Here is a 19,413-nt window from a genome sequence, read left to right as displayed (position 1 = left end):
TGGATTGCCATCGCCGGTCAACTTTATTTCACTCTTGAAGCGGACAGATCCGACGCCCGTTCGGCCAGCCGGCCGTCGCCTTCCATCCACGTGGAAGCAAGGACGGCCCCAAGGCGCTTGCGCCGGAGCGGCCCTATCGCGTGACTTTCTTCATATCCAGTTCAATCCAGGTGGGCGCATGGTCGCTCGGTTTTTCGCGTCCGCGCACGTCGCGGTCGACATTGGCCGCCGTCAGCGCGCCGGCCAGCATGGGGCTGAGCAGCAGATGGTCGATGCGCAGGCCGGCATCGCGTCCGTACGCATCCCGGAAGTAATCCCAGAAGGTAAAAATGCGCTCGTCCGGATGCATGCTGCGCAGAGAGTCGGTCCAGCCCTGCGCCATCAGGCGATGGAAGGCTTCGCGCGTTTCGGGCCGGAACAGGGCGTCGGTGACCCAGCGCTCGGGCTTATAGACATCCAGCTCGGTCGGGATGGCGTTGAAGTCGCCGGCCAGCACCACCGGCGCGCCGCTGGCCAGCAAGCCTTGGGCATGGGTGATCAGGCGCTCGAACCAGGCCAGCTTGTAGTCGAACTTGGGGCCGGGCGACGGGTTGCCGTTGGGTAGGTACAAGCAGGCGACCAGCACGCCGTCGATGGCCGCCTCCAGGTAGCGGCTTTGCTCGTCCGCATCGTCGCCCGGCAAGCCGCGCCGCACTTCGACCGGAGCCGTGCCGCGCGCCAGGATCGCCACCCCGTTCCAGCTCTTCTGGCCGATCCAGAGAGCCTGGTAGCCGGCCTCGTTGATCGCCGCCTCGGGAAATTTTTCCTGGGGCGCCTTGAGTTCCTGGAGGCAGGCGACGTCCGGCTGGGTTTCTTCCAGCCATTGCAGCAGGGCGGGAAGCCGGCTGCCGATGCCGTTGACGTTGAAGGTGGCGATGCGCATGGGGTCTCCGCGTGAAGTGTCTGGGATGCTATTTTGAACGCAGATGCGCATCGGCCGCCGCACTATTGCTCCGGTAAGCAGTCGCCTCAGGTCTGCACGTCCGCGCACACCGGCGTGACCGTCATCGCCACGAAGCCGACAATGTCGTCGTCGCCGGTGAGCACCCCGGCTTGCAGGAATACATGGCGGCCGTTGATGAACCAGTAGCGGGTGCGGGTGCTGTCGCAGTCCATCAGGGCGCCCTGTTCGTATTCCGGCGTCCATTCGGTGTCGTCGCCGCTCTCGCCTTCATGGTCGTCGTCATACTCCTTGATGCTCATCACCGTGTCCCACGAGAGCGGGCGCTCGCCCAGCGGCGCGCCGAGCACGCCTTGGGCCTGCTCCAGCACCTGTTCGAACGCGGCCCAGATGCCCACTTCCAGTTGATAGTCGTCGTCTTTTTCGGCATCCTCGTCGTACTGGAAGTCCACGCCGTCGCTGGTGAAGACGACCACCTGCCGGTGCGGGCCATTGCGAAAAAAATTGGTCACCCTGCTGTACAAGGTGTGGTCGACCGGTTCCCCGACCTCGGCGGGGAAGCCGGCGTGAAGCGCTACGTTGACCTGTTCAAGTTTGGCGGCTATATCGTGCATGGGTTCTCCGGAGACGATGTATCGTCGGTGTTGTTGTGGTAATTACAATTATATCCCCATCCAGGAACCTGACGCCGCAGCAACCGTCAGCGGAGATTTCTTTTAGGAATTGATCGTTTCGGATAGAATTGCGGCTCATGGCGTATTGACGCGCACTCCCGAGGTATGCAGTTGTTCACTTTTCCATGACCCTACGCTGGCACAGCACGCCTCTGGCGCGCACGGTCCTGGTGTGCCTGGTGGTCGGGGCGACTTGCCTGCGGCTGGACTGGCTCGCCACGCAATCGTTCCATACGCGCGAACGGGCCCGGGTGGCCGAACAGGCCGCTGCCCTGCGCGCGCTGCTGGAACAGCGCCTGCACCTGCACCTGGCCCCGCTGGCGGCCGGCGCGGCCGTGGTCCAGCTGAAACCGGACCTGACGCCGGCCCAGTTCCAGCGCCTCGGCCAGAGCTTGCTCAAGGACGCGCCCGCCGTGCGCACCCTGGCGCTGTCGCCGCATGCGGTGGTGCGCGACGTGTTTCCTCCCGAGCAAGCGCGCGAGCTGCACGCCATGCCCGGGGGCGAACAAAGCGCGCGCGACGGCACGATGCGGCTGGCCGGCCCGATGCGGCTCAGCGATGGCGCCATCGGCATGGTGGCGCGCCGCCCGGTCTACCTGGACCCGGACACGCGCCTGCAATTGTGGGGCTTTGTCAGCGCGGTGATCGATTACGAGCGCTTTATCGTGCTGGCCAGGCCGCTGCTGGCGGCGCCCGGGATCGACGTCGCGCTGCGCCACGTCAGCCTGAGCGGCGCGCCCGGGGCCGCTTTCCACGGCACGGCCGCCACCTTCGATGGATTGCCGGAAACGGCGCTGGTCGCCACACCAGATGGATTCTGGCAGATCGGCGCGCGCCTGCACGGCGGCTGGGACCAGCCGCGTCCGTATTCCCTGGCGCTGCGCCTGCTGATGCTGGCGGTGCTGCTGGTGACGGGCGCGGCCACCTGGCTGCTGCGCGCTCGCGGCTTGCGCAACAAAATGCTGCTGCGCAAGCTGGAATCGGGCGAGGCGGCCAGGGTGCAGTGGGTGGCCGACACCTCGCACGAGTTGCGCACGCCGATCACCATCCTCGCGACCCATCTCGACGCCATGCAGGACGGCATCATCGCGCCCACACCGGCCAATCTGGCGGTGCTGTCCGACACGGTGAAGGAAATGGAAAGGCTGGTATCGGACCTGCACGTGCTGGCGCGCGCCGATGCCGGCGCCCAGGCGCTGCGGTGCGAGCCGGTCGACCTGGCCGAGTTGTGCGGCGAGGTGGCGGCCGCCTTCGCGCCGCGCCTGGCCAGCCATCCGCTGCGCTACAGCCTGGTCGATACCTTGCCGCCCGGCTGGGTGGCCCGGGGCGACCGCCAGCGCCTCGGCCAGGTGCTGTCCAATTTGCTTGGAAATTGCCTGCGCTACAGCGATGCCGGCGGCGAGGTCCAGGTGGCGCTGGCGCTGCACGGCCAGCAGATCGTCATCAGTGTCGACGATACCGCCCCCGGCGTGCCGGACGCCGCCCTGGCGCGCCTGTTCGAACGCTTCTACCGGGTCGACGAATCGCGCAGCCGGGCCAGCGGCGGGTCCGGGCTGGGCCTGGCGATCTGCGAGGCCATCGTCGGCGGGCACGGCGGCCGCATGCGGGCCAGCCATTCGGCGCTGGGCGGCCTGCGCATCGACATCATGCTGCCGGCCCACGCGCCGGGTGACCACCACGGAGACTGCCCATGACATTGCCCCTCGTTTTGCTGGTCGAGGATGAGCCGCGCATTGCCGAGATTCAGCTTGCTTACCTGCAGCAGGCCGGCATGCGCACCCAGCATCTGCTGCGCGGCGACGAGGTGGTCGAGTGGGTGCGCGCCAACGGGCCCGACCTGGTTCTGCTCGACCTGATGCTGCCCGGCCTGGACGGCACCGCCGTCTGCAGCCAGTTGCGCGCCTTTACCGACGTGCCGGTGATCATGGTCACCGCGCGGGTGGAGGAAATCGACCGCCTGCTTGGCTTCGACGTGGGTGCCGACGACTATCTGTGCAAGCCGTTCAGCCCGCGCGAACTGGTGGCGCGCGCCCAGGTCTGCCTGCGCCGGCGCGGCAAGGCGGCGGCCGGGCCGCGCTCGCCGACCAGCGCGTTGTCGATCGACGAGGAGCGCCAGTACGCCACCTGGAACGGGGCGCGGCTCGAACTGACGGCGCAGCAATTCCGCCTGTTGAGCGTGATGGCACGCCAGCCGGGCCGCATTTTTTCGCGCGCGCAATTGCTGGAACTGGCGTTCGAGGCTGGCAGCGAACGCTTCGACCGCGCCATCGATAGCCAGATCAAGAATCTGCGCAAGAAGCTGTCCCAGCAGGTTGCAGACCAGGAATTGATTCATTCGGTGTACGGCGTCGGCTACCGCTTCGAATACCAGCCGGCCTGATCGCCGTAGCGGATGCCCTGCCGGCCGCCATCCCGGCCGCCATCCCGGATTTCATAATTGCTCCACATTTCGCCATAATTGCGCCACATTTGCTCTTCAATATGCAGGCTCGGCACACAGCGATGCCATCCATGCACCGGGGAGAGAAAATGAGTTTTGGAAAATGGGTCAAAAAAACAGTCAACAAGGTCGGCAAGTCGTTTAACGATGTCGTCAACGACACGGTCAAGGATATCGGCGGCGGCATCGACGATATCGGCAAGAGTTTCGACGACATGGGCAATGCGGCGCGCGATATTGCCGAGGATATCGCCCAACTGGGCTATACCAAGAAAAATTTCGGTAACGGTAACGACAATTTCACGTCCAGCTCGTTGGGCGGCAACTTTCTCAATGGTGGCGGCGGCAACGATACCCTGCGCGTCACGGCCGGGGCATACAATGTGCTCAATGGCGAAGATGGCGACGATACGCTCATCGTACAGGTCGGCGGCTACAACAAGCTCAACGGCGGCAACGGCAACGATAATCTGTCCGTCAGCGTGGGAGCGGACAATATCCTGGTCGGCGGCGAAGGCGACGATACCATCGCGATCGGCGCCGGCGCGAGCGCCGAGATCGATGGCGGTGGCGGTAACGACCGCATCAACGTGGCGGCCGGCGGCGTCGTCAAGGTAACCGACTGGAATGGCAACAACACCATCAACTACAACGCCTTGTCGGGCTCGGTCAACACTGGCGGCGGCAATGATACCGTCACCGGCACCGGCGCCAGGAACACCATCAACACCAACGACGGCGACGACAAGGTCGACATGACCGGCGCCAGCAATACGCTGGACGTCGGCAACGGCAACAATACGGTCAACCTGACTGGCGGCAGCAATGTGGTCCACGCCGGCAATGGCAACGACCGCATCACGGTCGGCGGCGGCAGGAATGTGGTCAACGCCGGCGACGGCGCCAATGTCGTCAAGGCCGATGGCATCGCCAACAAGATCAGCACCGGCAACGGCGCCGACAAGGTGACCGTGGGCGCCGTGTCGAACGAGATCAGCACGGGCGCCGGCAACGATGAAGTGGCCGCCAGCAGCGCCAGCAACATCATCGATACGGGCGACGGCAACGATACGGTCAAGGTCGACGGCGCATCGAACATTGTTCGCACCGGCAACAACGACGACAGCGTCAACGCCACAGGCGGCTCGAACGTGCTGGAACTGGGCAGCGGCAACAACAGCGCCAACGCGGCGGGCATGTCGAACGTGATCAAGGCGGGCGACGGCAATGACACCGTGGCGGCCATGGGCGGCGTGAATACCGTTTCGGTCGGCAACGGCGACAACAATGTCACCGTGGGCGGCGGCGCCAACATCGTCACGACCGGCAATGGCAACGACAAGATCAACGCTTACGGCGGCAGCAACACCCTGACCATCGGCAACGGCAGCGACAAGCTGGTGGCGCTGGGCGGCATCAATGTGATCGTCGCCAGCGACGGCAAGGACAACATCATCGCCGGCGGCGGCGGCAATGTGATCGGCAGCGCCGGCGGCAGCAACAGCATCCTGGCGGGCGGCTTGCTGAACGTGGTTTACAGCGGCGGCGGCGACAATAAGATCGGCGCTCTCGGCAGCACCAATGCGCTGGTGAGCAATGGCGCCTCGAACCTGCTGGCGGCGGTCGGCAATACCAATGTGCTGCTGAGCAACGGCGGCAAGAATACCGTGCTGGCGGCCGGCATGGGCAATCTGGTCGCCAGCACGGTCGGCGGCAACACGGTCGCCGCAGTTGGCGGGGCCAATGTGATCCTGACCGAAGTGGGCGGGATGCTCGATGCCGCTGGCGGCGGCCTGGGCAAGGCGCTGGCCGGCGCGATACCGGACAAGACCATCGCCACGGCGATCAACAGCGCCACCGGCAAGCTGACCGGCGCCATCCAGAGCGGCAGCGGCAAGGATGTGGTGATCGCAGTCGGCGGCACCAACGTCATCTATACCGGTGCGCAGGACGACGTGGTCGCGGCCATCGGCGGCAATAACGTGGTGCTGGCCAATGGCGGCAACAATATCAGCACGGCCATCGGCGCCAACAACCTGGTGATCAATACCGCCGGCAACAACGTGGTCACGACCCTGGGCAGCGCCAACGTGGTGCTGACCGGCGTGGGCCAAGGCATCACCGACCTGGCCACCATGCTGGACAAGTCGACCAGCGGCAGCGCCACCAGCACGATTTCCAAATTCCTCGGCAACAACCTGGCCAAGGGCGACGGCAACGACATCGTCACCGCGATCGGCTCGGCCAACGTGGTCTACACCGGCACCGGCAACGACGTCATCACCACTTTGGGCTCGACCAACGTGGTGTGGGCGGGCGCGGGCAACGACGTGGTGAGCACTGCTGGCTCGAACAATATCGTGTGGGCGGACGGCGGCGTGGATGTCGTCACCGCTGCCGGCAATAATAACCTGGTCGTGACCGGCAATGACGCCGAAGTGGCAGCCACCGCGGTCGGCCTGATCGATGCGATTGCCTCCGGCGTGGCGGCGATCGATCTGGTCGGCAGGGCAGGGCTGGGCGGCGCGGCCAGCAACCAGGGCGGCACCGAAGTCGTCACTGTCATGGGCAAGAACAATGTGGTGGTCGGCGGCAGCGGCGCGACCGTCATCACTGCACTGGGCAGCAATAACCTGCTGGTCACCGGCGCCGGTAACGACGTCATCAGCGCTGCTGGCAGCAAGACCGGCATCGTGTCCGGTGCCGGCAACGACGTGGTGACCGCGCTCGGTTCGTATAACGTGGTCGTGGCGGGCGAGGGCAACAACGTCGTCACCGCCATCGGCAAGGGTAACCTGATCAGCGGCGGCAGCGGCAACGATGTGCTCACGGCCATCGCGGTCGGCTCCGTCGGCACCACCAAGTCGAACCTGAACGTGCTGCTGGGCGGCGACGGCAACAATGTCATGACGGTGGTCGGCAAGGATAATATCGCCATCAGCGGCAGCGGCAAGGATGTGCTGGTCATGGCATCCTACGGCGCGCAGGAAAAGACGACGGAGAGCGGCAAAGAGGGCGCCGATACCACGACCACCAGCGCTACCAAGTTCGACACCCAGTCGAACGTGGCCTGGACCGGCGGCGGCGACGATACCGCCCTGGTGTACGGCACCCACAACGTGCTGATCACCGACAGCGGCAACGATACCGTGATCGTGGTCAACGCCGGCAGCAAGCTCGATTCCAAGAGCGAAACGAGGAACGGCGCCAATGAAGTCGTGTCCTCGACCAAGGTCAGCGCCGATACGGGCTTCAATTTCGTGCACACCGGCAGCGGCGACGATACCTTGGTGCTGGCCGGCACCACCACCATCGGCATGGGCGGCGAGGGCAATGACCTGATCGTCAGCGCGGCGCAAAACAATATCGCCATCGGCGGTGCGGGCAACGACGTGATTATCGGCTTGTCGGAGATGACGGTATTGAATGCGGTCGAAAGCCTGGTCGAGAACGACTACGAGTCGGCCGGCGACTGGATCGGCGCGGCCATGAACTACAACTTTGCCTCGTCCCAGATCAAGGCCCTGACCAGCGGCAGTCTGAGCAAGCTCAATCTCGTCGGCAACGTGTTGCTCGGCGGCGAGGGCAACGATACCGTGTTCGCCACCAACGGCGGCACCTACATCAGCGGCGGCAATGGCGACGATGTGATGATGGGCATGGGCTGGGGTGTCATTACCCAGTTACTGGGCAAGGATGCCAGCAAGCTGAACGGCGCGTGGACGGCGATGAGCGGCGGCTTTGCCGACGTCAGCAAGTATGTGGGCGACACCATGCTCAAGGACTTGTCGAGCGGCTGGGACCACATGGGCGCGGACATCAAGGCCAAGCTGGCGGCGGCAACTAGCAGCGCCGGCAGCCTGGGCGCCAGCCTGGACGGCGTGAGCGGCAAGGCGCTCGATGCGGTGTCGAACGTGAGCGGGCTGGAATTGAGCGACTTCAGCGTCGCCGGTGGCCTGAAAAGCGCGGTGAACGGCGTGTCGACTGGTGTAAACAGCGCGGTGGCGGGCATCGGCAAGGGCTTCAGTTACGCCGCCGACGCCGACGTGGCGGGCGCGCTGGCCGATAGCGCCAGCTTCCTCGGCAGCAAGGTTGCCGTGGGCAGCCAGGCAAGCTTCAACGGGCTGGAGTGGCTGAGCGACAAGCTGGGCATCGGCATGAACTTCGGTCAGTTCAACGGCGCCGAAGGCTTGGTTGGCGGCTTCCTCGCCTATCTGATCGGCTATAAGTACGCGGGCGACAACGACTTGCACGGCGGCGCCGGCAACGACACCTTGTATAGCGGCATGGGCAACGATGACTTGCGCGGCGACAGCGGTACCGACACCTACGTCATCTCGATGGGCGACGGCAAGGACACGATCTATGAGACCGCGGGCGGCAACGACATCATCCAGTTCGCGGCCAACAGCATTTTCTCGGGTGTGAAGATGGAAGCGGCCGGCGTGAAGGCCAATGTCAGCGGCAAGGATCTGGTGATCAATTACGTCAACGACAAGATCTCGTTCGCCAAGGTCACCATCGCCGACTACGCCAAGGTCGACATCAAGGAAGTGCAGTTGATCGACCAGTACGGCGCCCTGGTATCGACGATCAGCATGAATAGCCTGATCGCGGGCGCTGGCGACAGCGACCCGTACGCGATGACGTCGGTGTGGACGCCAAACCATCTCGATGCCTTCGCCGAGCTGATTCTCGTGGGGACGCACCAGCACGCGGCATAAACCGGCTTGCTCTATACAAAAAACGCAGCGCGCGCAAGCGGCTGCGTTTTTTGTTATTGATGCGTGCCCCTGCTGTCCCGGCGGCGCCACGGAAGGGGTTTACTCGAGCACCGGCGCGCCGCCCTGGCGTACCGGCTGCGGCATGGGTCCCGGAACGGCTCGTGCGGCAGCGAGCCGTGCACGCCGTTTGCGCACCCAGATCATCACGCCCGTGACGCTGAGCATCGCCACCATCACGCCCAACAAGGACAGGATGATGCGGCCAGGCAGGCCGGCAATCCGGCCGGAGTGCAGGGGGAACTGGAGTTGCAGGAAAATATCGCCTGCGCTGCCGGTGCCGGGCACGCGGTCGGCCACCAGGCGGCCATCCGTGCCGTCGAAATACAGCCAGGGGTTGCCCAGGCCGACGTCGCCATGGTCGTTGCCCGGCTCAAAGAAACCGACGCCGTACAACCCGAATGCCGACGCGTAAAACACGCCGCCGGCAGGCGCCGTCCAGCCGCGTTTGGCCGCTTCGATGCGCGCCAGCGCCATCACGTCGTCGCGGCTGAGGCGCGCCGGAATCGGCTTTTCGGGCGGATTCATGGTCCGGCTGGCGAAGGCATCCGGGCTGAGAGTGGAGACGGTGGACAGCAGCGGCCGCACCACGCGGTCAGTCAGGTTCATCGACACCGAGGTGATCGCCAGCACCAGCAGCAACAGCCAGACCCACACGCCGCCCGAGCGGTGCAGGTCGAAATTGAGCTTGTGCCCGCCGGCTTTCCAACGGAACGCGAACGACTTGCGCCAGCTGCGCCAGTTGGGAAACGACAGGTACAGCGCAATGAAGCAATCGAGCACCCAAACCATGGCGATGATGCCCATGAGCCAGATGCCCAGTTCGATGCCCTTCACCTCTGGAATGTGCATCGAATAATGCAGCTTGTACAGGAACGGCAGCAGGTTTTCGCGCGCGAGCGAGATCTCGCCCCACTGGCGTTTGGCCTGTACCTTGCCGGTCACCGGATCGACGCCGATCTGGTTGAATCCCAGCTCGAACGGCTTGCCGGTGGCCGGGTCGATTCTGCCCTCGACCGACATCAGCGAGGTGTGTCCAGGCTCCACCTCGTTCATGACGTAGCCGATGCGCAGGCGCGGATCGGCCGCTTCGATGGCGCGCGCCAGTTCGGTGCCGGGAATCTGGCGCTGGGCCGTCTGGCCACTGTGGGCGTGGAACAGGTCCGGGTTGAGGGCCGCGTCGAGTTCGTGGTCGAAGGAGATCAGGGCGCCCGTCGCGCCGGAAATGAACAGGAAGATCGCCACGCCCAGCCCGAACCAGCGGTGCAGCAAGACCAGTGCGGGGCGCATCTCAGTAGGTCCAGTTGAGGGTGACGCTGGCGCTGCGCGGCGCCGCGTAATAAGCCTGGTTCCAGTACAGCGAGGTCAGGTATTTTTTGTCCGTGACGTTGTTCAGGTGCAGCGCGAGGCTCATGTTGCGGTTGATCTCGTAGCGCGTCATCAAGCCCAGCACGGCGTAGCTGTCCTGGCGTGTGACGATGCTCGGCGCCTGCTCGCGCTCGATATCGCTCTGCCAGTTCAGATTGGCGCCGATCTTGAGCTGCGGCACGGCTGGCAAGCGGTACGTGGTCGACATGCGCAGCAGGCGGCGCGGAACGTAGGTCTTGGTGGCCTTGCCCTGGCTGTCTTCCACTTTCAGGAGGGTGAAGCCGGCGCTGGCCATCCAGCCCTTGGCCAGTTCGCCCGACAGTTCGACTTCCGCGCCGGTCGATTCGGCATCGATGCCGCGATAGTAGGCCTTGGCGCCATTCATGCCGGCCTGTTCGGCGGTATTGTTCTGACGCGCGCGGAAGATGGCGCCGGAGAAGCTGGCCTTGCCGCCGAAGAGATCGCCCTTGAAACCGACCTCGGCGCTGCTGCCCATGATCGGATCGAGCGCGACGCCGTTGATGTCCTGTTCGCTTTGCGGGCTGAAGATTTCGGTGTAGCTGGTGTACAGGCTGACCTGCGGCGCCATGTCGTAGACCAGGCCCACATAGGGCGAGGTCTTGCTGGCCGACTTTTGCTTGCTGCTTCCGTAGGACAGGCCGCTGGAATCGGCCTTGGTCGCGTTAAAGCCGGTCAGCAGCTTGACCTTGTCGGCCAGCGCGAAGCGCGCCGCCGCGTAGACGGTCTTGCGCACGTCTTGGTAGCCGCTGCCGTCGACATGGTCATCGAATGCCGGCTGTGGATAGGCGCCGGTAAAGTCGGTCGCTGCCGTGAGCGGGGTGCCGATGCCGCGGCCGTAGCCGGACAGGTCGTCCAGGCGCGAGCGTGACCAGCTGGCGCCGAAGGCCAGCTCAATCTGGCGCCCCGCCACATTGAACTGTCCGCTGGCGCCGATGTCGAACAAGGTCTGGGTGTGGTCGGAGCGGTAGGCGGACGGGTAGGAAAACAAGCCGACGCCTGTCCCTTTGTCCGGCGTGCCGTACACATAGAACAATGCGGAGCGGGACGATTCCTTGTTGCGGCTCAGGGTCGACTTGAGCGTCCAGCCCTGGCCCAGTTGGTGATTCAGTTCGGCAAAGCTGCCGTTGGTCGTGTTATCCCAGTGCGACCAGTCGGCCGAGGTATTGGTGCCGCCCGGGTAGTTGGTCGGGCTGCCGTCGGTGTAGTAGAGGGGCAGGGCGCCCCACATGCCGCCGCTGGATTTGTTGTCCTGCCAGGCGTGTCCGATGCTGAGCAGGGTGTCGCTGCCGAGTTTGGCTTCGACGATGCCGTAGGCAACGTTTTTCCTGGTCGTGTAGCGGTCCAGATAGGAATCGCCCTGCTGGCTGACCACGACCATGCGGCCCTTGATGCTGCCGCTCGCGTTGAGCGGGCTCGACACGTCCGCATCGAGCCGGCGCGTATCCCACGAGCCCAAGGTCAGGCCGGCACTGGCGGCCAGGGCCGGGCCGGGGCGCTTGCGGATGAAATTTACCGTGGCGGACGGATTGCCGGTGGAAGCGGCGAGGCCGTTGGCGCCGCGCACGATGTCGACCCTGTCGAACAGGGCGGTGTCGAGCTTGCCCATCATGTTGCCGAATACCAGAGGCGTGCCGACCCCGTCGACTTGGAAATTGATGATGTCGAAGCCGCGCGCGACATAGTAGGTGCGGTCGGTTTCGACTTTTTCGACGGTGACGCCGGTAGTGTTGGCGAGCACATCGTTGACATTATCGAGACGGAAATCGTCCATGCGCGCGCGCGTGACCACGGAAACGGATTGCGGCGTTTCGCGCAGGGTCAGGTTCAGCTTGCTGGCACTGTCGCTGTCGCGCGCCTGGTAGCCGTTCTGGTCGTTCGCTCCGGTGATCGTAATGACGGGCAGGACGGCGGCCTCGGGCGCTTCGTCGGCGGCGCCGGCGGCAGCGGCATGGCCGAGCGCGAGCGACAGGGCCAGAACAAGGGGACGCAAGCGGGGATGGGAAGACGACGGGACGGACGTGTTGATACGGCGCGGCATGCAAAAACTCCTGGTGTGAGAAAAATCGTCACTGGCTTGGAGACTGCTGCCTGGCTTGTCAACGATGGGGTGCACTGTCGTCAATACAAATGCGAATGATTCTCATTTTACCAAAAAGAGCAAGTGGGCGCAAACGGCCGGGAGGTGATGGGGCGCAGCGACCTGGGCTTCGCGGCGAATTACCGCGTTGAAGTGCAGCTTGTCGATTGGTAGCGTTGTCACCGGCAGGAAGCGTTACCTGAAGGGTCGTCGCTCCCGCGCGGGAACGCATGCGTTTCCCCCAAGGCCGCAGCGCAGCCCGCGACAGAGCGCCGGACTTGGGCCCCCGCCTGCGCTGGGGCGACGGTTTTCAGGATCGCGTCAATTTCAGGATCGCGTCAATGAGTGACCTCGCCTGCCACCGTCCGCCTGCCATCGGCAAGGTCGGTCATTGCTGATCGTGCGCTCGTCTGGCGCGGCGGTCGGAAGTCAATAATCGCAGCGGTAGAAATTTCCCATGATCGGCACGACGCGTCCGGCGCATTCGGCAAAGGGGAACAGCTCGCTGCTCGACCACGCCACGTGTCCCTTGGGCTCGGCGATACGGCCGCTGGCATCGTAAATCACGTAGGTGGTGTCGGTCCCGACGTTGCTCCAGTCGTAGGCTAGCACGGGGCGCTTGCCGGGCGGGTGGGTCTGCAGCTTTTTATCGAAGCCCTGGCCTTCCGACATCAGGTGCACCACGTTGGAGGCGCGCCCGACAGTGGCCTGCAGCAGTTCCGGCACTGAAAACAGCGCCGCCAGCACGACGATATAAGTCGCCATCGAGGCGGCGCGGCGCCAGTGGTGATGGTGCAAGGCGCGCACCAGTCCGAACACCGAACAGAGGCCGCCAAGCAGCGCGACCGGGAGGATCAGCATCCCCGCCACACCAGAAAACGGGACCACCAGCACGAACGCGAGCAGCGCTGCGCTCAGGAGCCAGATGGGCCAACTGAAGTAGGCGTCGCCGCGATGATCGTGCGACCCTTGTTTGCTGCCGTGGGCGATAGTTGCCATGATCGTAAGCTTTCACAAGTTGACTGGCGGCTTGTTTTCGTCTTGCCCGGCCAGTGGCGTGGCCTATATTGTCACTACCTTGCTGTTAGCGCAATTTGTTTTTGCTGTCGTGCGGAGCCTCCGCTATGCGGGCCGCTGGCGAAAATGATATGGCAAGACATTGTGAATCCGGGTCGCCGCCACCGCGGCTTGCCCTGCGGCTACACTAATCTGGTTCAATCCCTGGGTCACGTCGCCGATGGCGTACAGGCCTTCCACGGTGGTGCACTGGTGCTGGTCGACCTTCAGTTCCATGCAGGCCGAGGTTTGCGCGCCGAGGGCCGCCGCCAGGTCGGAACGCGCCGTTTCGCCCAGCATGGGGTAGAGCACGTCGCTCTGGTAGGACTCGCCGTCTTCCGTGTGCATGACCGGCGTCATGCGCTCGCTCATGGTCACGCCCAGCAGCGGCGAGGTGATGTAGCGGATGCCGGCGTCGAGCAGGCGCCGGCGGTCGGCCGGATCCACCAGGGCTTCCCGGGTGCGCTCGAACAGCATTACGTCGGCGGAAAAGGTGCGCATGAACAGCGCGTGGCCGACCGGATTGGTGGCGCAGGTGACGACGGCGATTTTCTGGTCGAGCACGTCGAAGCCATCGCACACGGGGCACAGCCGGACCGCGCCGCCGGCCACCGCATCGAGGAAATTTTCTATCGGCATGCCGCTATCGGCGATGCCGGTCGCCAGCAGCACGGTGCGGGCGCGAATTTCGCCGCCTTCGTGCGCGGCCACGAAGCAGCCGTCTTCGCGCTCCAGGCGCGTGACTTCGCCCTGGATCACCTCGCCGTCGTAGCGTTGCAGCTGGTGGCGTAGTTTGTCGAGCAATTCCTGGCCGTGGATGCCGTCCGGGAAGCCAGGATAGTTATGCGTGACGGGAATCCAGCCGAGCCGGCTGTTGCCTTTGTCGACCAGGATGATATTGCGCCGGAAGCGGCGCAGGTAAATCGCCGCCGTCAGCCCGCCGGGGCCGCCGCCGATGATCAGGGTGTCGTGGATGAGGGGGGAGGGGGTGTACGGAACCATGCCGCATTATCGGCAATGCCTGAGCGGCGGGGCATCGGTGCGCCTCCCGCTGCCGGGTAAGACAGGGCTTACAGCGTCGCTTGCCGGCGGGTCAGTCGTGTGACTCGGGCTGCAGGGTCACATGGTCGATGCCATGTTTCGTCAGCAGCATCTCCTTGACCGTGGACAGCACTTGCGGCCAGTCGCGCAGGTTGCCGATGCGCAGGTGGCCGATCAGGGCCGGTTGTCCCGGCGACATATCCCATACATGCAGGTCGTGCACCGACAGCACGCCGGGCACGCAAGCGAGGTCGGCGCCGACCTGCAGATAGTCGATCTGGTGCGGCACGCCTTCCATCAGCGCGTGATAAGAGTCGCGCAGGATGCCGACGGTGGACTTCAGGATCAGCACGGAGACAAAGAGCGAGAGCAGAGGGTCGATCGGCATCCAGCCGGTCAGGTAAATCACGGCGCCGGCGGCGATCGCCGCGATCGAGCCGAGAATGTCGCCCATCACGTGCACCAGCGCGGCCCGGGTATTCATGCTTTCCTGGTCGCGCGAGAGCAGCCAGGCCACCAGCAGATTGATCGCCAGGCCGATGACGGCGACCACGAACACGGTGCCGCCCTGCACCTGCTGCGGGGCGCTGAAGCGCTGCACCGCTTCAAACACGATCCAGCCGACCACGGCCAGCATGGCCAGTGCATTGACAAAGGCGGCCAGCGCTTCGGCGCGGCCGAAGCCGAACGAGTGGCGCGCCGAGGGCGGGCGCTTGGCGATCAGTTGCGCCAGCAGCGCCAGTCCCAGCGCGGCGGCGTCGGTGACCATGTGGCCGGCGTCGGAAATGAGGGCGAGCGAATGGGAGATGAAGCCGGTCAGTACTTCGATCACGGCGAACACCAGGGTCAGGCTCAAGGCCAGGGCCAGCGCGCCCTGGCTGCGGCCGACGGCGACATGGGTATGTTTGGCATCGCCCTTGTGGTGGGCGTGCAGGTGGGCGGAGGAGGGGGTGGGTTTGGCGTGCATGGAAAGCAGTGTAAAGGAAAATGGCGGCGCATTTCCCTGCCGCCGGCCGGGGTACTTTCGTCCTGCCGGGTACGCTGTTGAAAAAGCGCTTGTCATCCTTGGGTTGGCTCTCTATAATGCTGGTCTTCGGGCGGTTAGTTCAGCTGGTTAGAATACTTGGTCGACATCCAAGGGGTCGGGGATTCGAATTCCTCACCGCCCACCAGTTTTTTGCAGTAAAAGGTAGTCAATGCAGTAAGGCAGAGTTGTTCCAGCAACGCTCATGCTATATCAGGGCGGTTAGTTCAGCTGGTTAGAATACTTGGTCGACATCCAAGGGGTCGGGGATTCGAATTCCTCACCGCCCACCAGAACATGCAGTACTGAGTAAGAGAGAGAAAGGCACCATGGTTATGACACCGCGAACTACGACGGAGTTGTTCCAGCGACGCTAGTCGAGGTGCTTCCTTTTGCTTACTCAAAATGAAAAACGCGGCTAGTCCGCGTTTTTTTTCGTCCGCATTTTTGTTTGCACTTTTGTTTGTACTTAAATATCAGTTTTGTTCAGGAGAACAGCATGGTTTCAGTCCGCCTTCCCGATGGTTCCGAGCGCCAGTTTGATGGCCCAGTCACCGTAGCCCAGGTCGCAGCCAGCATCGGAACAGGCCTGGCCAAAGCGGCGCTGGCCGGCAAAGTCGACGGCAAAGTCGTCGATACCTCCTTCCTGATCGAGCAACATGCCGATCTGGCCATCATCACCGATAAAGATCCCGAAGGCCTGGACGTGATCCGTCACTCCACCGCCCACTTGCTGGCTTACGCGGTCAAGGAACTGTACCCGGAAGCCCAGGTCACCATCGGCCCGGTCATCGAGAATGGCTTTTTCTACGATTTCGCGTACAAGCGTCCGTTCACGCCGGAAGACCTGGCGGCGATCGAAAAGAAGATGGCCGAACTGGTCAAGAAAGACGAGAAAGTCACGCGCAGCGTGCTGCCGCGCGACGAGGCGGTGGCCTACTTCAAGTCCATCGGCGAAGCCTACAAGGCGGAAATCATTTCCTCGATTCCCGCCGGTGAAGACGTGTCGCTGTATGCCGAAGGTGCTTTCACCGACCTGTGCCGCGGCCCGCACGTGCCGAATACCGGCAAGCTGAAAGTGTTCAAGCTGATGAAGGTGGCCGGCGCCTACTGGCGCGGCGACTCCAAGAACGAGATGCTGCAGCGCATCTACGGCACCGCCTGGCTCAAGAAGGAAGACCAGGAACTCTATCTGCACAATCTGGAAGAGGCGGAAAAGCGCGACCACCGCAAGCTGGGCAAGCAGCTCGACTTCTTCCACTTCCAGGATGAAGCGCCGGGCTTGATCTTCTGGCATCCGAAGGGGTGGTCGATCTGGCAACAGGTTGAGCAATACATGCGCAATGTGTATCAGGTCAATGGCTACCAGGAAGTGAAAGCGCCGCAAATCCTGGACCGCGGCCTGTGGGAAAAGACCGGTCACTGGGATAACTATCGCGAAAACATGTTCGTCACCGAATCGGAAAACCGCTCGTATGCGCTGAAACCGATGAATTGCCCTGGCCACATCCAGATTTTCAATTCCGGCATGAAGAGCTACCGCGACCTGCCGCTGCGCTACGGCGAGTTCGGCCAGTGCCACCGCAACGAGCCGTCCGGCGCGCTGCACGGCATGATGCGGGTGCGCGGCTTTACCCAGGACGACGGCCACATTTTCTGTACCGACGAGCAGATTCCGGGCGAAGTGGCGGCCTTCCACCAGCAGGCGATGGAAGTCTACACCGCCTTCGGTTTTGAAAACATCGACGTCAAGCTGGCCCTGCGTCCGGACAGCCGGATCGGCAGCGAGGAAAGCTGGGACATCGCCGAGGAAGCGTTGCGCAGCGCGCTGCGCTCCTGCGGCGTCTCCTGGACCGAGCTGCCGGGCGAGGGCGCGTTCTACGGACCGAAGATCGAATACCACCTGAAAGACAGCCTGGGCCGCGCGTGGCAGGTCGGCACCATGCAGATCGATCCGTCGATGCCTGGCCGCCTGGGCGCCGAGTACACGGCTGCCGACAACACCAAGAAGGTGCCGGTCATGCTGCACCGCGCGATCGTCGGTTCGCTGGAGCGTTTCATCGGCATCCTGATCGAAAACTACGCCGGCGCGATGCCGCTGTGGCTGGCGCCGGTGCAGGTATCGGTGCTCAATATTTCGGATGCCCAGGCCGATTACACCCAGGATGTGGCGGCCAAGCTGCGCAAGCTGGGGTACCGCGTTCACGCTGATTTGCGCAACGAGAAAATTACGTTTAAAATACGTGAACATTCCGTCCAAAAAGTGCCGTACATCCTCGTGATCGGTGACAAGGAGCGGGATGCCAACACTGTGGCCGTGCGAGCTCGTGGCAATGTCGATTTGGGCGTGATGTCCATCGATGCCCTGGTGGAACGCCTCAAACACGAGGTCGATTCCAAGGCTTGAGAGTTCATTCTCGACGCGGCTAATTCATCAGATTTTAAAAGGAAACAACATAGCTACTGACAAGTCGCATCGCATCAATGGCGAAATCACCGCCCCCGAAATGCGTTTATCCGGGGTGGAAAACGAGCCGCTTGGCATTGTGAGCCTGGCTGAGGCTTTTCGTCTGGCCGAAGAAGCGAACGTAGATCTGGTGGAAATTGCGCCGACCGCGCAACCACCGGTATGCCGTCTGATGGACTACGGCAAGTTCAAATATTCGGAGCAGAAGAAGGCGCACGAAGCCAAATTGAAGCAAAAGATCATTCTCGTGAAGGAAGTCAAATTCCGTCCGGGTACTGATGATGGCGATTACAATATCAAGCTGAAAAACCTGATGAAGTTCCTCGATGAGGGTGACAAAACCAAGATCACGCTGCGTTTTCGCGGTCGTGAGATGGCGCACCAGGACATCGGCTTCCGCATGCTGGAACGTTTGAAGGCCGATCTTGAGCCGTATGGCCAGGTCGAGCAGTTCCCGAAGATGGAAGGTCGTCAGATGATCATGATCCTCTCGCCGAAGAAAAAGAAATAAGCAAAGAACGGGCTGCCCAGGCAGCTTGTGCAAAGAAGCGCCCCGCCACGCAAGTGCCAGGGGCGCTTTGTTTTGTTCGAGTGCCGCGCCTATCGCTCACCTTAAGACCGTCGTCCCCGCGCCAAGGCGGCACTCGGCGGGGACCGAAGTCTGCTGCGTAGTGGATGGCTATGCTGCGAACTTGGATCCCGCCTGCGCGGGGATGACGGATCAAGGGTGCGTGGTCTGGAGGCGCATCCGCATGCAAGCATGTGTCACAAGAAACTTTTCCCCCACAAGCTTGCATTCGCAGGCACTTTCTGTGTTATGATCTCCGGCTTCCTCCTTCACGGGCGGAAGACAATGTGAAAGCAGGCATCTAAGTGCAGCACAGCGTTGCCACCTGCAATCCTATAATGGAGCTGTCCGGAAGGACAGAACTGCTATGCCTAAAATGAAGACCAAAAGCTCCGCGAAGAAGCGTTTTCGCGTGCGTCCAGGTGGAACCGTTAAGTCGGGTCACGCTTTCAAACGTCACATCCTGACCAAGAAAACCACCAAGAGCAAGCGCCAACTGCGCGGAATCACGAACGTCGATGCAGCGGATGTCAAGTCCGTCATGCGTATGATGCCGTCGGCTTAATCTCACCACTCAATTTAAGGAGTTACTATGCCTAGAGTAAAACGTGGGGTTACAGCTCGTGCCCGTCATAAGAAAATTCTTGTACAAGCTAAAGGCTACCGTGGTCGCCGCAGCCGTGTATACCGTGTTGCCAAGCAAGCAGTCATGCGCGCTGGCCAATACGCTTACCGCGATCGCCGCAACAAGAAACGCGTATTCCGCCGCCTGTGGATCGCTCGTATCAACGCCGCTTCCCGTGAGCATGGCGTAACGTACAGCGTATTCATGAACGGCCTGAAAAAAGCATCTATCGAACTGGACCGTAAAGTCCTGGCCGATATGGCTGTGATGGACAAGCCGGCCTTCGCCGCGATTGTCGCAGCAGTGAAAGCCAAGATCGCTGCGTAAGCAA

14 protein-coding genes and 2 tRNA genes are annotated in these 19,413 nt (G+C 63.0%); 9 read left to right on the top strand and 7 right to left on the bottom strand.

What is annotated here, in order from left to right; genetic code table 11:
* Positions 1-133: 133 nt before the first annotated feature.
* Both xth and IV454_RS27125 read right to left on the bottom strand, forming a co-directional pair.
* Positions 134-922: an exodeoxyribonuclease III gene (gene xth, locus IV454_RS27130; RefSeq protein ID WP_206088688.1), complete on the bottom strand. Its 789-nt coding sequence runs from the start codon at positions 920-922 to the stop codon at positions 134-136.
* Positions 923-1,008: 86 nt separating this feature from the next.
* Complete coding sequence (locus IV454_RS27125; RefSeq protein ID WP_206088687.1) at positions 1,009-1,554, bottom strand: hypothetical protein; 546 nt, start codon at positions 1,552-1,554, stop codon at positions 1,009-1,011.
* A gap of 185 nt (positions 1,555-1,739) precedes the next feature.
* On the opposite strand from IV454_RS27125, the gene IV454_RS27120 reads away from it, so the two are divergent.
* The 3 genes from IV454_RS27120 to IV454_RS27110 all read left to right on the top strand — a co-directional run bounded on the left by IV454_RS27120 (position 1,740) and on the right by IV454_RS27110 (position 8,778).
* Positions 1,740-3,308, top strand: coding sequence for an ATP-binding protein (locus IV454_RS27120; protein ID WP_206088686.1), 1,569 nt, complete (start codon positions 1,740-1,742; stop codon positions 3,306-3,308).
* On the top strand, positions 3,305-3,994 hold the full coding sequence (locus tag IV454_RS27115; protein WP_206088685.1) for a response regulator: 690 nt from the start codon (positions 3,305-3,307) through the stop codon (positions 3,992-3,994). The genes IV454_RS27120 and IV454_RS27115 overlap by 4 nt, the downstream gene beginning before the upstream one ends.
* A 149-nt stretch (positions 3,995-4,143) precedes the next feature.
* Entirely contained in the window at positions 4,144-8,778 is a 4,635-nt protein-coding gene (locus IV454_RS27110) for a beta strand repeat-containing protein (protein ID WP_206088684.1), read from the top strand.
* Between the two features lie 99 nt (positions 8,779-8,877).
* On the opposite strand, the gene IV454_RS27105 is transcribed toward IV454_RS27110, so the two are convergent.
* The 5 genes from IV454_RS27105 to IV454_RS27085 form a co-directional block, all read right to left on the bottom strand.
* Positions 8,878-10,125: a PepSY-associated TM helix domain-containing protein gene (locus IV454_RS27105; protein ID WP_206088683.1), complete on the bottom strand. Its 1,248-nt coding sequence runs from the start codon at positions 10,123-10,125 to the stop codon at positions 8,878-8,880.
* A 1-nt stretch (position 10,126) separates the two neighbouring features.
* On the bottom strand, positions 10,127-12,262 hold the full coding sequence (locus IV454_RS27100; protein ID WP_206088682.1) for a TonB-dependent siderophore receptor: 2,136 nt from the start codon (positions 12,260-12,262) through the stop codon (positions 10,127-10,129).
* A gap of 468 nt (positions 12,263-12,730) precedes the next feature.
* Positions 12,731-13,300 (bottom strand): hypothetical protein, encoded by a 570-nt coding sequence (locus IV454_RS27095; RefSeq protein ID WP_054262965.1) that lies wholly within the window; start codon positions 13,298-13,300, stop codon positions 12,731-12,733.
* Positions 13,301-13,423: 123 nt separating this feature from the next.
* On the bottom strand, positions 13,424-14,359 hold the full coding sequence (locus tag IV454_RS27090; protein WP_206088681.1) for an NAD(P)/FAD-dependent oxidoreductase: 936 nt from the start codon (positions 14,357-14,359) through the stop codon (positions 13,424-13,426).
* A 91-nt stretch (positions 14,360-14,450) separates the two neighbouring features.
* On the bottom strand, positions 14,451-15,365 hold the full coding sequence (locus IV454_RS27085; RefSeq protein WP_206088680.1) for a cation diffusion facilitator family transporter: 915 nt from the start codon (positions 15,363-15,365) through the stop codon (positions 14,451-14,453).
* 128 nt (positions 15,366-15,493) lie between these two features.
* Here IV454_RS27085 and IV454_RS27080 point away from each other — a divergent pair.
* The 6 genes from IV454_RS27080 to rplT all read left to right on the top strand — a co-directional run bounded on the left by IV454_RS27080 (position 15,494) and on the right by rplT (position 19,409).
* A tRNA-Val gene (locus IV454_RS27080) sits at positions 15,494-15,570 on the top strand.
* A gap of 68 nt (positions 15,571-15,638) precedes the next feature.
* Positions 15,639-15,715: transfer RNA gene (locus tag IV454_RS27075), tRNA-Val, on the top strand.
* 206 nt (positions 15,716-15,921) lie between these two features.
* On the top strand, positions 15,922-17,829 hold the full coding sequence (gene thrS / locus IV454_RS27070) for a threonine--tRNA ligase (RefSeq protein ID WP_206088679.1): 1,908 nt from the start codon (positions 15,922-15,924) through the stop codon (positions 17,827-17,829).
* Positions 17,783-18,400 (top strand): translation initiation factor IF-3, encoded by a 618-nt coding sequence (infC, locus tag IV454_RS27065; protein ID WP_082692043.1) that lies wholly within the window; start codon positions 17,783-17,785, stop codon positions 18,398-18,400. Before thrS ends, infC begins: the two co-directional genes overlap by 47 nt.
* A 424-nt stretch (positions 18,401-18,824) precedes the next feature.
* The gene (gene rpmI / locus IV454_RS27060; RefSeq protein ID WP_054262960.1) at positions 18,825-19,022 is read left to right on the top strand and encodes a 50S ribosomal protein L35; all 198 of its coding nucleotides are present in this window, start codon (positions 18,825-18,827) and stop codon (positions 19,020-19,022) included.
* A gap of 27 nt (positions 19,023-19,049) precedes the next feature.
* On the top strand, positions 19,050-19,409 hold the full coding sequence (gene rplT, locus IV454_RS27055; protein WP_054262959.1) for a 50S ribosomal protein L20: 360 nt from the start codon (positions 19,050-19,052) through the stop codon (positions 19,407-19,409).
* Positions 19,410-19,413 lie beyond the last annotated feature (4 nt).

The sequence above is a fragment of the Massilia antarctica genome, from assembly GCF_015689335.1.
GTDB lineage: Bacteria > Pseudomonadota > Gammaproteobacteria > Burkholderiales > Burkholderiaceae_D > Telluria_A > Telluria_A antarctica.
This window is presented reverse-complemented; position numbering and strand designations above follow the sequence as displayed.

Coding starts and splice junctions, on each gene's coding strand:
- xth (WP_206088688.1), bottom strand. CDS start 922: ATGCGCATCGCCACCTTCAACGTCAACGGCATCGGCAGCCGGCTTCCC.
- IV454_RS27125 (WP_206088687.1), bottom strand. CDS start 1,554: ATGCACGATATAGCCGCCAAACTTGAACAGGTCAACGTAGCGCTTCAC.
- IV454_RS27120 (WP_206088686.1), top strand. CDS start 1,740: ATGACCCTACGCTGGCACAGCACGCCTCTGGCGCGCACGGTCCTGGTG.
- IV454_RS27115 (WP_206088685.1), top strand. CDS start 3,305: ATGACATTGCCCCTCGTTTTGCTGGTCGAGGATGAGCCGCGCATTGCC.
- IV454_RS27110 (WP_206088684.1), top strand. CDS start 4,144: ATGAGTTTTGGAAAATGGGTCAAAAAAACAGTCAACAAGGTCGGCAAG.
- IV454_RS27105 (WP_206088683.1), bottom strand. CDS start 10,125: ATGCGCCCCGCACTGGTCTTGCTGCACCGCTGGTTCGGGCTGGGCGTG.
- IV454_RS27100 (WP_206088682.1), bottom strand. CDS start 12,262: ATGCCGCGCCGTATCAACACGTCCGTCCCGTCGTCTTCCCATCCCCGC.
- IV454_RS27095 (WP_054262965.1), bottom strand. CDS start 13,300: ATGGCAACTATCGCCCACGGCAGCAAACAAGGGTCGCACGATCATCGC.
- IV454_RS27090 (WP_206088681.1), bottom strand. CDS start 14,359: ATGGTTCCGTACACCCCCTCCCCCCTCATCCACGACACCCTGATCATC.
- IV454_RS27085 (WP_206088680.1), bottom strand. CDS start 15,365: ATGCACGCCAAACCCACCCCCTCCTCCGCCCACCTGCACGCCCACCAC.
- thrS (WP_206088679.1), top strand. CDS start 15,922: ATGGTTTCAGTCCGCCTTCCCGATGGTTCCGAGCGCCAGTTTGATGGC.
- infC (WP_082692043.1), top strand. CDS start 17,783: ATGCCCTGGTGGAACGCCTCAAACACGAGGTCGATTCCAAGGCTTGAG.
- rpmI (WP_054262960.1), top strand. CDS start 18,825: ATGCCTAAAATGAAGACCAAAAGCTCCGCGAAGAAGCGTTTTCGCGTG.
- rplT (WP_054262959.1), top strand. CDS start 19,050: ATGCCTAGAGTAAAACGTGGGGTTACAGCTCGTGCCCGTCATAAGAAA.